The organism is Haladaptatus sp., assembly GCF_049589095.1.
Lineage (GTDB): Archaea > Halobacteriota > Halobacteria > Halobacteriales > Haladaptataceae > Haladaptatus.
The window spans coordinates 1-11126 of sequence record NZ_JBAWAC010000478.1 but is presented as its reverse complement, the minus strand read 5'-3'; the positions used below and the strand labels follow the sequence as shown (position 1 = coordinate 11126).

Below are 11126 nucleotides of genomic sequence, written 5' to 3'. Positions count from 1 at the left end.
CCCACGAATCGCGGCGATAGCTATCGCCGGTATCGCGCTTTGGGGAGTCTCGTTTCTCATCGCGGCATCGGGCGTCGCTATCGAATACACCGGGAAAGCGATCCTCAGCGCACAGTTGTTCTTCGTGTCGAGCCTCACCGGAATCGTCGGTATCGTCATTCTCGGCTGCTGTGTGCTGTGGCTCGTCGGTGTTCGTATTCGACAAGTGTTGTCCGTTTCCGAAAACAGCTGAATAGTTACGCGTCGGTTCCGTCGACGTCGATGAAGACGGTTGCGATGCCGATGATGAATCCCAGTACCGCAACCGGTATCGAGAGCGACCCGAAGAGATGTTCTAACCCCGCCGCGAGGGCGATGATACCGACCAGTTTCGACCCCCAATCGACCACGCGATACTGTCGTGGTGGGAGAGCGACTGCCATCGGTTAATCTCCGGGTTGTATCTGTGCTGCCGTCGTCTTACCCTTTCGCTCCAGTCGGCGACGGAGCATGAAGTAGACGATGATTCCGTACAGGATCGGCACCACGACGACGAGGACGAGGAGCGGCGTTCCGAGCGCGCCGATCGTGGTATCGAACGTCTCCGCGATCTGCGAGTTCATCCCGGCCAGCGACGTCAGGTTGATGAACGTGATCGCCGCGACACCGACCGCTGTCGGTGCCGGACGGTCGAGTGGGTTCACCGCGAAGGTGATCTGTTCCGTGCTCCGGTCGATGAACGGCCAGATCACCAGGACGCCGATGACGATAGTCGGGATGATGACCCCGCCGAGGAACCGGCCGAGCGACCCCAAGCCGCTCGGGACGACCTTGAGGATACCGTACACCCACATCAGGAACCACGCCGGAACCACACCGGGCGGGGTGGAGAGCGGGTCCGCCGGACCGGTGATGGCGATCCGCTGGATGGGGAACAATGCCGCCATGAACGAGATGACCGCCGTGGTGAACGAGAAGACGATCACCGTCATCGCGGCCTGGTTCGGAACGAGCGGGACGCCAGCGACGATGCTCTTGTCGTCCTTGTCCTCGATCTCGTCGACTTCGTCCCTCGCGCTACGTTGTTCCGTGTGCTTCTGGCGGATCAGCAGTCCCATGTGCACCGCGATGAGCGCGGCGATGGCCGCCGGAAGCAGGAACACGTGGAGGAAGAATATCCGCGGTAACACGACGTCCGCGTTGCTGGGGAAGCCCCCACCGAAGAGCAACTTCACTAACTGTCCACCGATGACCGGTATGGTGTTCGTGATTTCGAACCCGATCGAAGTCGCCGTCTTGCTGAAGTTGTCGTACGGGAGCGAGTAACCGAGGAACCCTTCACCCAACGCCAACAGGAGCAGGACGCTACCGACCATCCAGTTCAGTTCGCGCGGGTTGCGGTAGACGCCGCTGAAGAAGACCCGGAACATGTGGAGCGCGATGGCCGCGATGAACAGGTACGCGGCCCAGTGATGCATCATCCGGAAGTACATCCCGAGACGGATGTCGTAGCTGATTCGGAGGACGGACGCGAACGCACCGGGGAGGGTTTTTCCGGTATAGGACTGTACCTGTCCCGAGTACTCCATTCCCTTCGTTGCCACGGGCGCGTACAGAAGTCCGAGGAACGTCCCAGTCAGCGAGAGGAGAACGAACGAAAACAACGCGACCTCTCCGAGGAGGAACGACCCGTATTTGTCCTCGGGGAACGCCTTGCCCAACATGCCGTCCTGCAGGTCGAGTCGGTCGTCCAACCAGGTGTAGACGCGACTACCCGCGTATTGATCGTTAGCCGATTTCCGGTCTCGTTTTTTCCATGGATCTAACATTTCTTTCTCCGTTACTGTGGTCCGATTGGGCCGTCGAACGGCCCGGTGGCGACGAGTAGCTTTCCATCTTTACTGACACCTATGGGGAGTTGTGGAAGCGCGCGCGGTGCGGGACCACCGGTGACCTCCGCACCCTTGAGCGGGTCGTACACGCTGTTGTGGCACGGACATTTGAAACCGTCCCCTTCCCGTTGCGAGACGAGACATCCCTCGTGGGTACAGACCATCGAATACGCGGCGTATCCCTTGACCGTTCCGTCGACGTTGGTCGGTTTTTTGTACTTCGACTCGGAGAACCGGACCAGGAGGGTCGGTGCGTCACCCGTTTCGAGCGGCTTACCCTTCTCGGCTTCCGGAAGTACGACTTTTTCGTCCCCGGATCCTTCCTTGAGGGTATCGATGCCGATTCGTTTGCCGTTTTCGTCCACGAGGTGGGTTCCCTTTACGTAGACGTTCTCACGCGAAGCACCGACACCGGCATCCGACAGCGCTGCGACGGCGCTCACGGCGATGCTGCCGACTGCGGCAGCGCCACCGATACCTGCGAGCCACGTCGCGACGGCTCGTCGGGACATTTCCGGAGGTTGGTATTCGTATCCGCCCTCTTCGCGCTCGACGAGCTTTCCTTGCCGCTCGTCGGGCACCTCGTTTTCTTCGTTCGATCCATCCGTTGGTTTGTTGGAATCGTCGTTGGTCATTGTTCAGATTTCCTGTGTTGTTCCATTCAGTGACTGCGGTCCTCGACCACGACCATATCCGGAATGAACCACGTCGTGTAGATAGCAGTCATCGCGCCGATCGAGAGAAACATCATACCAGCGTAGATGCCGAGGAACTGTGTCCGTGCATAGCCGAACGTTTCCAGTCCGAAGAGAGCAGCAAACACGACCGTGGACCACGCCGTGAGCGCTATCCCGATGATGCCGGGAGTGCTATACTCCGCGGGCCAGAAGTCCGCGATCCATCGGCCATCGCTGGTCAAGTACGATGGGAGGTTGAGATTTATTCCCCCATCCGTCGCTATCGAACCGCTCGACCGACCGATAACTCGGATGAATCGATTCGTGTAATATAACATCCCGACGAGGACGAACAGTGCGGCCCACGAGACCACACCGGCAGCGAACTCGCCGACCTCTACTGGTGTCGGCAGGAACGTTTCGTTTGGTGCAATACTTCCCTTGTTGCTGCTAAGGACGACCGGGGATTTCTCCTCGCCAGCTGCGAGCGAGAAATACCAAACCGGTGCAAGCACCAGGGCTATTAGCAGCAGGATGATTATTGTTTCGCGTTCAATTTTCATGGTTTACTATCAGCAAACGGCTATCGAGTGACACGTACCGGAACGGTGCCATTCGAGCCCCTTCTCAGTGCCGGTTCTGTGACGTTATCTAAGCGTATTGGTCGCATTTACTTGCCTGTTTTGCCATGGAGCCGGAATCGTATCGAAAAATACTTGTCCCAGAGGTCTTCGGACCGCAAAAATACGTTCGCAGTTCGAACTGTACGCTTCGCAGATCAGTTCGGTGTGTGGATCGTCGTCTCGCTCGACGAACTCGCCGTCGCACTGACGTCACACTGCGCGTTCGAGTTGACGATCCCGCTCCAATTGACGCCGACGCTCTGTCCCGCGAAGTTCTCGAAGGCCTGGTTGTAGAACGTCGTGTATCCCGGAAGCTGGTCACAGCGTCCCCAGTTGTAGGCTGCGACTTCCAGTGTTGTGAACGCGTGCGTGAAGTCGAGCGTGAGGTAGTCCGAGTAAACGCTGGACGAGGTGCCTTTGTCCATGTTCTGCATCTCGATGTACCACTGACCGCCGCTCGAACTGTCGACGTTCATGTAACCGTACAGTGTGTCGCCGGGGTCGGCCGCCTTGACCGGTCCGTGGTGGTACGCGCCGCTGCTGTCCGGACCCCACCACGCCGAGTACGTCCACTGGTCGGTGTAGGAACCCCAGTCCCACTGGAGGACCGGCTGTACGATAGTCGTGTAATCGGCGTCCTCGAACGCCGGGAAGAGGAAGTCGACGTCTCCCGAGGTGGGCGGCGACGTGGGAACGACGAAGTATCCCTGATATCGCTTGAACCCGTTTCCATCGTTGGAGTTGTACGTTCCGAGCGTGTACGCGAGCCACTCGTGGACGTCGGGAACTTCGGGGTTTTGCTGTGACGTCACTTCCGGCTCCGATTGCATCGTTGCAACGTCGGCCGGAGACACCATTCGATTCGTGTCCTCGTGCGCGACTACCTTCTCCGTCCGCACTCTCTTCCCGTGCGGGACGTACACATAGTCCGTCGGTGACGACATGGCGCCGGCCACTCCACTTCCGAACGTCAGAGCGCCCGTCGCTCCGACCGCCTTCAGGTACGAACGTCGATTGAAACTCGATCGTCGGTCAGTACGGTTGGTATCCGTCATCGGTATTTTGACCCAGATACAGATATACAGAATATAAATTTATATTTATTCGCTAGAAATAAATTGGTACCTCACTACTTAATTCCGCATTGACCCCACTGAAAACGGCGTGGTAGCTGATCACTGGGGGAACTTGCCCTTGGGCTACGAGTGGCGTCCGCTTCTCCGATTTCGTTGTAGATCGACGACGAACATGCCGATTTACTATCGCAGTATTCGATTTATACCGGAGCGAAACCGTGAAACGGCCCGCGACGAAAGCGACACGTAATGGACTGCGATAAGTGCGACCGAGAGGCGGTGATGCACGCCGCGTATTCGGGGCTTCACCTCTGTGACGACCACTTCTGTCGGTCGGTCGAGAAACGACTCCGCCGACGCATCCGTGACGACGACCTCTTGCCCGCTTCGGCGACGCCCGATGACCCTCAAGTGTGGCTCATCGGATTATCGGGTGGCAAGGACAGCGTCGTCCTCACGAAGATTCTCCACGACACGTTCGCCGAGGACCCGCGGATCGAACTCCTTGCGCTGACGATTCACGAGGGGATCGAAGGATATCGGGACAAGAGCTTGGACGCCTGTCTCGAACTCACCGACGACCTCGACATCCGCCACGAGGTCGTCTCCTACGAGGAAGAGTTCGACCTCCGGATGGACGACGTGGTTCAAAAGGACCCGGAAAGCATGGCCGCCTGTGCGTACTGTGGCGTCTTCCGCCGCGACCTGCTCTCGAAGTACGCCGAGGAGTACGGTGCGGACAAACTCCTCACCGGGCACAACCTCGACGACGAAGCCGAAACCGCACTGATGAACTTCCTCGAAGGGGACGTCGCACAGGTCGCAAAGCATTTCGACGCGAGTCTGGCGGGGTTCGACGAGCGAAGCGAACAGGACGAGTTCGTCCCCCGAGCGAAACCGCTGCGTGACGTGCCGGAAAAGGAAGTCGCCCTGTACGCACACCTCGAAAACCTCCCGGCACACATCACCGAATGTCCCCACTCCAGCGAGGCGTACCGTGGCGAGATTCAGAAATTGATGCTCTCACTTGAGGAGAATCACCCGGGGACGCGACATTCCATCATGGCTGGCTACGAGGAACTCGCCAAACTCGCGGCGGACGAGTTCGGTGCGGGTGAAGGAAAGCGCGAACTCAACGAGTGTGAACGCTGTGGTGCGGCCACGACGCGGGACGTCTGTCGGAAATGTGCACTTGTGGATGCGATCCACGCGGCGTAATTCGACCTCATCTCGACCTCCCTTCCCAAACGGGGTGGTTGACACGGGCCGAGTCCGGTTCTCAGTTCCATGTTTTCACTCCGTCTCCCGTGTGTCGTACACGCTTCGGTGACCGACGGTGAACGATGTTACGAGATTTCGTACCAACTTGTTGTCATTGGATGCGGTGGAAGTTGACAATCGAGAGGCGACCGACGATATTCAGTTTCGATCCGTCGTGACGCCAGAGAAAACTTATTATGTCATCGATCAACACGGAGGATATGCCCTCCCGACGGACGTTTCTTGCCCTCGGTGTGACCACGATGTTTACCGGATGTATGACGAAAGCCGACGACCCGTCGAAAGCGGGTGTGGACGAACAACCGGACCCCACGAGACACATTTACGGAGCGAACGGCGAGTGGTCGAGTTTCGGCTGTAATGCCAGTAATACCCGAAGCATCAGCGACGGAAAGGCCCCCGTCGATGGAGTCTCGGAGCGGTGGCGTGTCGAAGTTCCGCAGTTGATGTACGACGAACCGATCGTTTCGAACGGTCGGATCTTCCTTTCGATTCCGGACCGACTCGACGTGTACGACGTTCGAGACGGCAGCGAACTGTGGACGAAGGAAATCGAACCGTATTCGACGCCACTCGTCCGCGACGGAACGGTGTATGTGGGAGACAGCGACCGTCTTCTCGCACTCGACGCGAAAACCGGGGAGACGAAATGGAAACGGACGTTCGACGCCCGCGGAGTGGTTCTGTCACCGGCGACCGCTGGCGGTGAACATCTCTACGTCCCGGTCGGTGAAACCGTCTACCGAGTAGATGCGAAGACGGGCGATATCGCGTGGTCCCGTCGCCTGTTCGGTACCATTCTCGGGTCGCCACTGTGCAGTATGACGGGCTTGACGGTCACGACCGAGGCCGGGAAACTGTACTCGCTCGACAGAGACGGAACCGGGTACGCGGAGTGGAAACTGCCTTCGAAACCACAGGCACCGCCAACGGCCGATACGGACGGCATCTACGTCAACTGTCTCGACAGTAAGACGTACGGAATCCGAACCGAGCGCACGCCACGGTTGAACGTCGATTGGCACGTCGAGACCGGGTGGGCGAACGGTGGACTCGCAGTCGGGAAACATCTTTACGCGTCGGGAACTGGCGGATTACGTGCCATCGACCTCGAATCCGGCGACCAACTCTGGAAACGCGATACGGGTAACTGGCGCTACACTGCGCCCGTTCTCGGTCGTGATACGCTCTTCGTCGGCGGCGACAAACTGTTCGCTTTCGACCCGACACCATCGACGGGGCCTCTCTCGGGCGGCCCCACACTCAGGTTCGAGAAATCGTTCCATGGTCGTGTGGGTCCCGGTCCCGTGCTCAATGACGGCGTGTTGTACGTCGTCGCGCAGACGGGGGAAGAATCGTACCACTTGCTGGCGTTGCACTGAGAACAGAAGAAAACGAGAGTAAATGAGGCGAAGCAGTTATCGGATAACGTCGAGGCCGTTGTTCTTCTCCAGTTCGCTCCGGCCGCCGTCGCTCTGAGCGCCGAACGTTTTACGCCCTTCGGACTGGTCGTTACCCTTGTCGTACGACTGTGCGTCGACGTCGCGCATCTTCTGTCGGGAGCGGTCGGCTTGTTTCTGTGTCGTCGGGCCGAGCACCTGTGCGCTCTGGACGCCGGTCATGATGGCCATGACACGAACCTTGTTCTTGTAGTTCTCCTGAATGCGAGCGCCCCAGATTACGTTGGCGTCCGCTTCGAGCCGTTCGGTGATGTTGGCCGCGATGCCCTCTGCCTCTTTGAGCGTCAGGTCGGGACCACCCGTGATGTGGACGAGACCGCCGGACGCGCCGCGGTAGTCCACGTCAAGGAGCGGGTGGTTCATCGCGTCGCGCACCACTTCGTCGCTCTTGTTCTTGTCCTGTGTCTCACCGACGAGCATCACGGCGACGCCGCCCTGATTCATGATGGTGGACATGTCCGCGTAGTCGAGGTTGATGAGCGACGGCTGTGTGATCGTCTCCGAAATCCCCTTGACGGTTTCGGCGATGATCTGGTCCATGACCGAGAACGCCTTGCCGATCGGGAGGTTCGGGACGTAATCGAGCAGTCGGTTGTTGTCGAGGACGATGATGGAGTCCGCTTCGTTGCGGAGCTTCTCCAGCCCTTCCTCGGCTTTCACCGTGCGGGCACGCTCGACGTTGAACGGCGTGGAGACCATCCCCACGACGATTGCCCCCTGTTCTTTGGCGATCTTTGCGACGACTGGCGCGGCGCCAGTACCGGTGCCGCCACCCATACCTGCGGTCACGAAGACGAGGTCGGCGTCGCCGAGCACTTCCTTGACCGTTCCCTGTGCCATCTCGGTCGCACGCTCGCCCATCGAGGGGTCGCCACCCGCGCCGAGACCGGACGTGAGGGATTTGCCGACGAGGATCTTCGTGTCGGCTTCGATCATCTTCAAGTGCTGTTTGTCAGTGTTGATGGCAACCGTGTCAGCGCCATCGACGCCGATGTTATACAGTCGGTTGATGGTGTTGTTGCCCGCACCACCACAGCCGACGATGACGATTCGTGGGTCGCCGAACTCGTCGCCCGTGTCCACTGCTTCCATCTCACGCTGCTCGCTTTCGGCGTTTTCCAGCGCTTCTTGAACGATATCCTGCATCGATTATACCTTGGCCCACGTGCGCTTGTTCGTGGTCTCGGTCCCGGCGTTCTCATGCTCGTTGAGCATATCCCGCACTGCTGCCCGAATCGCCTCACTGCGGTTCGGGAATTCGCCGGTTTCGACCATCTGTTCGACTTCTTCGATTTGTTGCTTTGGGATTCGTAGTGTCACGCGCTCCATAGTTGGTTCCCCTTGTTTGGTAAGACGACATGCGGTAGTTTTGTTTCGTCCGTCTTACGCCGTTTTAGCGGCCGAGACACCCGGCTTCGACCGTATTCAGATGGCGTAAGACAATCGTCTTACGTAGAAGTATCCACATAGCCACGGCATATATAATTAACGGCGTTTGTAAAACAATCGTTTTACGACGAGTCTAAAACGTCTGCGGACGGCGTTCGTCGGCCGCAACCGGGGCAGAACGCCCAATCGGAGCGCAGCTCGTCACCGCAGTCACAGAACACGCGATGTGTGGCTTTCTCGCCACAGTTCGGGCAGTATACGTGGTCCGCGTCCAGCGATTCGCCACATTGCTGGCACGTGTTTTCGGCGTGGGCCGCGTCGGTGGGCGTCGAACCGACGTGTTCTTCCGTCTTGACCGTCGACGATTCTTCTTCCTGGTGCGCGCTTGCCGTTCCCGCGCCCGCGCCTTCGAGCGTGACGTTGACGTTGATGTCCCGTCCGTCGCCACGAGGTGTTCTGTCCGTGGCGAGTCGCTGGTCGACGAGTTCGTCCACGCGGTCGGCGACTACTGCATCGAGCGTCGGCTCCTCGCCCTCGCTTCCGGAACCGTCGAGATACTCGCGGAGCGCCTCGCGCATCACTTCGCTCTTCGAAGCGTCGAGCGATTCGATCTGCTTGACGAGGTCGTCGTCCGCGCGAAATGTAATTTTACTCATCTCGATCACTCGTATAGATCCGTTTCCGGATACACTGTGTCTATCATACTTGAACCTTCCGTCCGTCGGACGCGCCAAGCCGAATAATAATTCTTAAGTCCGCAACGCGGATAGGTGAAAGTGCGTGCCCGCCCTTAGCTCAGATTGGTAGAGCAGTCGACTGTAGATCGACTTGTCCCCCGTTCAAATCGGGGAGGGCGGACTTTTCCTGCGAACAACGTGAGCAGTGGAACGTCCAACCGATCGATTTGGGCCAACGAGTCGCATGCCCGCGAGCGTAGCGAGCAGGAACGTCTCGTGCTGTTCAAATCGGGGAGGGCGGATTTGTTCTACAAAATCGGTGGGCGGACTTTCTCTCAAAATCCGACCGAGCAGAGCGGCGTCGTTCGACATACTCACGCCTACTGGATAGTGAAAAATTCCCACTCGAAATCGAGTTAAGTAGCCATTATCGGACGAGAAACGGCTCGTTTCGGTTTCTCCTCGGTTTCCGGCACGTCAATGCTTTTAGGCCGCTCCTGTGAACGACATCGCATGTCGACACGGCTTCCCGATTCCGAGTTCGAAGCGCGTCTCTCGGACGTGCGCGACCGAATACGCGACCGTGGTGTGGATGCTGGCGTCTGGTTCGGCGCGACGAGCATCGAATACCTCACCGGCTTCGACCACATCCAGACCGAGCGCCCGGTCGTCCTCGCGGTCACCGACGACCATGTGGAAATCACGGTGCCGCGCCTCGAAGTCGAGCGCGTCCAGCCCAATCCCCATATCGACGCGGTCCACCACTACTTCGACTATCCCGGTGGGAAACCGATCGAGGTGGCCGCCGAGATGTTGTCGGGACTCGGCGTACAATCCGTCGTGGCGGATGCCGACGGCGCGCCGGGTGTGATGGGTTACAGCGGTCCCGCGCTCTCGGAACACGTCGAAGTCGAGTCACAGGCGTGGGTGGACCGCATGCGCTGGGCGAAGTCGGACGCCGAAATCGACCTGATCCGGGAGTCAGCGAAGTGGGGTAACCTCGCCCACCAGTACCTCGCGGACTACACCGAACCGGGCGCTCATCCCGCGACCGTCAGCCAGCGCGCGTCCACGGACGCCTCCCGCGCCATGCTCGACACACTCGGGGACACGTACGTCGCACGCACACGCGGGAGCGGCCCGGCCCACGCGGGCTACATCACCGGTCCACAGACTGCCCTGCCCCACGGCCATACCGCCAACCGCCGAATCGAGGAAGGGGACGTGCTCATCACGGGTGCCGCGGCCAACGTCGATGGCTACCACTCCGAACTGGAGCGCACGATGTTCGTCGGCGAACCGAACGACGAGCAGGTCCACTACTTCGAGTTGATGCTCGAAGCCCAGACCATCGCCATCGACGCCCTCGGCCCCGGCGTCCCGCTGGCGTCCGTGGACGAGCAGGTGTCCGACTACTTCGAGGAGCAGGGCGTCGCCGACCTCGCGCGCCACCACGTCGGCCACAACATCGGCATGGGCGGTCACGAACCGCCGTACATCGACGCTGGCTGGACCGACCACGTTGAGGCGGACGACGCCGAGATGGAACCCGGCCACGTCTACACCATCGAACCCGGCCTGTACACCGACACGTACGGCTATCGGCATTCGGACACGGTTGCCATTACCGAGAACGGGACGGAGATGCTGACCTACTTCCCGCGCGACCTGGAATCCAACATCATCCGCTAGCACGATGAGGGCGACGACGAGTGCGTGACATTGACGGATCCTGGTTCTGACTGAATTTGCCCCGAGACGGCTCCTGCTCTGGTCTTTCTACAACCGTAGTTACGAAGAAGACCTAGAAAGCCCCCGACCGCTCGCGGTCGCTGTGCAGGATATTCTGGCCTCTCCGCACAGTCCGACCAGAATAGTAGCCTGCACAGACGACCACGTAAACGCGAACGGACGGCCCCTTTCAACCCACCGTCAGAGCTGTGCTCTGACGAGCCCTCGTTCACTCCGTTCACGAGGACACCCAAACGATAGCACCGCAACCGCACCGCCCACAGACCTCCCCAGCCGACTCCTCGCTCACGCTCGTCGTCCCTCGCGCGGGCGCACTGCTG

12 protein-coding genes and 1 tRNA gene are annotated in these 11126 nt (G+C 59.5%); 5 read left to right on the top strand and 8 right to left on the bottom strand.

Features of this window, described 5'->3' with window-relative positions; translation table 11 throughout:
• A partial coding sequence (locus tag WBV42_RS14870; protein ID WP_423986725.1) for a hypothetical protein occupies positions 1 to 232 on the top strand: 232 nt, incomplete at its 5' end.
• A 4-nt stretch (positions 233 to 236) separates the two neighbouring features.
• Here WBV42_RS14870 and WBV42_RS14865 read toward each other — a convergent pair.
• From WBV42_RS14865 to WBV42_RS14845, 5 genes are all read right to left on the bottom strand, one after another.
• The gene (locus tag WBV42_RS14865) at positions 237 to 422 is read right to left on the bottom strand and encodes a hypothetical protein (RefSeq protein WP_423986724.1); all 186 of its coding nucleotides are present in this window, start codon (positions 420 to 422) and stop codon (positions 237 to 239) included.
• Between the two features lie 3 nt (positions 423 to 425).
• The gene (locus tag WBV42_RS14860) at positions 426 to 1733 is read right to left on the bottom strand and encodes a cytochrome b (protein WP_423986723.1); all 1308 of its coding nucleotides are present in this window, start codon (positions 1731 to 1733) and stop codon (positions 426 to 428) included.
• A gap of 86 nt (positions 1734 to 1819) precedes the next feature.
• Positions 1820 to 2506, bottom strand: coding sequence for a ubiquinol-cytochrome c reductase iron-sulfur subunit (locus tag WBV42_RS14855; RefSeq protein ID WP_082837794.1), 687 nt, complete (start codon positions 2504 to 2506; stop codon positions 1820 to 1822).
• A 26-nt stretch (positions 2507 to 2532) separates the two neighbouring features.
• The gene (locus tag WBV42_RS14850; protein ID WP_223301896.1) at positions 2533 to 3063 is read right to left on the bottom strand and encodes a hypothetical protein; all 531 of its coding nucleotides are present in this window, start codon (positions 3061 to 3063) and stop codon (positions 2533 to 2535) included.
• 263 nt (positions 3064 to 3326) lie between these two features.
• On the bottom strand, positions 3327 to 4115 hold the full coding sequence (locus tag WBV42_RS14845; protein WP_423986722.1) for a hypothetical protein: 789 nt from the start codon (positions 4113 to 4115) through the stop codon (positions 3327 to 3329).
• A gap of 381 nt (positions 4116 to 4496) precedes the next feature.
• On the opposite strand from WBV42_RS14845, the gene ncsA reads away from it, so the two are divergent.
• Together ncsA and WBV42_RS14835 are read left to right on the top strand one after the other, a co-directional pair.
• Positions 4497 to 5465: a tRNA 2-thiolation protein NcsA gene (gene ncsA, locus WBV42_RS14840; RefSeq protein WP_253234240.1), complete on the top strand. Its 969-nt coding sequence runs from the start codon at positions 4497 to 4499 to the stop codon at positions 5463 to 5465.
• A 263-nt stretch (positions 5466 to 5728) separates the two neighbouring features.
• A complete protein-coding gene (locus WBV42_RS14835) occupies positions 5729 to 6910 on the top strand; it encodes a PQQ-binding-like beta-propeller repeat protein (protein ID WP_423986721.1) in 1182 nt (393 codons plus the stop codon).
• Between the two features lie 36 nt (positions 6911 to 6946).
• On the opposite strand, the gene ftsZ is transcribed toward WBV42_RS14835, so the two are convergent.
• The 3 genes from ftsZ to WBV42_RS14820 form a co-directional block, all read right to left on the bottom strand.
• Positions 6947 to 8134, bottom strand: a complete 1188-nt coding sequence (ftsZ, locus tag WBV42_RS14830) for a cell division protein FtsZ (RefSeq protein WP_423986720.1) — start codon at positions 8132 to 8134, stop codon at positions 6947 to 6949.
• A gap of 3 nt (positions 8135 to 8137) precedes the next feature.
• Positions 8138 to 8317 (bottom strand): ribbon-helix-helix domain-containing protein, encoded by a 180-nt coding sequence (locus WBV42_RS14825; RefSeq protein WP_066143663.1) that lies wholly within the window; start codon positions 8315 to 8317, stop codon positions 8138 to 8140.
• Positions 8318 to 8499: 182 nt separating this feature from the next.
• On the bottom strand, positions 8500 to 9033 hold the full coding sequence (locus WBV42_RS14820; RefSeq protein WP_423986719.1) for a double zinc ribbon domain-containing protein: 534 nt from the start codon (positions 9031 to 9033) through the stop codon (positions 8500 to 8502).
• Positions 9034 to 9161: 128 nt separating this feature from the next.
• Here WBV42_RS14820 and WBV42_RS14815 point away from each other — a divergent pair.
• Together WBV42_RS14815 and WBV42_RS14810 are read left to right on the top strand one after the other, a co-directional pair.
• A tRNA-Tyr gene (locus tag WBV42_RS14815) sits at positions 9162 to 9235 on the top strand.
• Between the two features lie 332 nt (positions 9236 to 9567).
• The gene (locus tag WBV42_RS14810; protein WP_423986718.1) at positions 9568 to 10746 is read left to right on the top strand and encodes a M24 family metallopeptidase; all 1179 of its coding nucleotides are present in this window, start codon (positions 9568 to 9570) and stop codon (positions 10744 to 10746) included.
• Positions 10747 to 11126: the final 380 nt, after the last annotated feature.

Bases quoted from the DNA above. Each gene is read 5' to 3' on its own strand.
- WBV42_RS14865 (WP_423986724.1), bottom strand. From the start codon at position 422: ATGGCAGTCGCTCTCCCACCACGACAGTATCGCGTGGTCGATTGGGGG.
- WBV42_RS14855 (WP_082837794.1), bottom strand. From the start codon at position 2,506: ATGACCAACGACGATTCCAACAAACCAACGGATGGATCGAACGAAGAA.
- WBV42_RS14845 (WP_423986722.1), bottom strand. From the start codon at position 4,115: ATGTCGTCACCGACGGACTATGTGTACGTCCCGCACGGGAAGAGAGTG.
- ncsA (WP_253234240.1), top strand. From the start codon at position 4,497: ATGGACTGCGATAAGTGCGACCGAGAGGCGGTGATGCACGCCGCGTAT.
- WBV42_RS14835 (WP_423986721.1), top strand. From the start codon at position 5,729: ATGCCCTCCCGACGGACGTTTCTTGCCCTCGGTGTGACCACGATGTTT.
- ftsZ (WP_423986720.1), bottom strand. From the start codon at position 8,134: ATGCAGGATATCGTTCAAGAAGCGCTGGAAAACGCCGAAAGCGAGCAG.
- WBV42_RS14825 (WP_066143663.1), bottom strand. From the start codon at position 8,317: ATGGAGCGCGTGACACTACGAATCCCAAAGCAACAAATCGAAGAAGTC.
- WBV42_RS14820 (WP_423986719.1), bottom strand. From the start codon at position 9,033: ATGAGTAAAATTACATTTCGCGCGGACGACGACCTCGTCAAGCAGATC.
- WBV42_RS14810 (WP_423986718.1), top strand. From the start codon at position 9,568: ATGTCGACACGGCTTCCCGATTCCGAGTTCGAAGCGCGTCTCTCGGAC.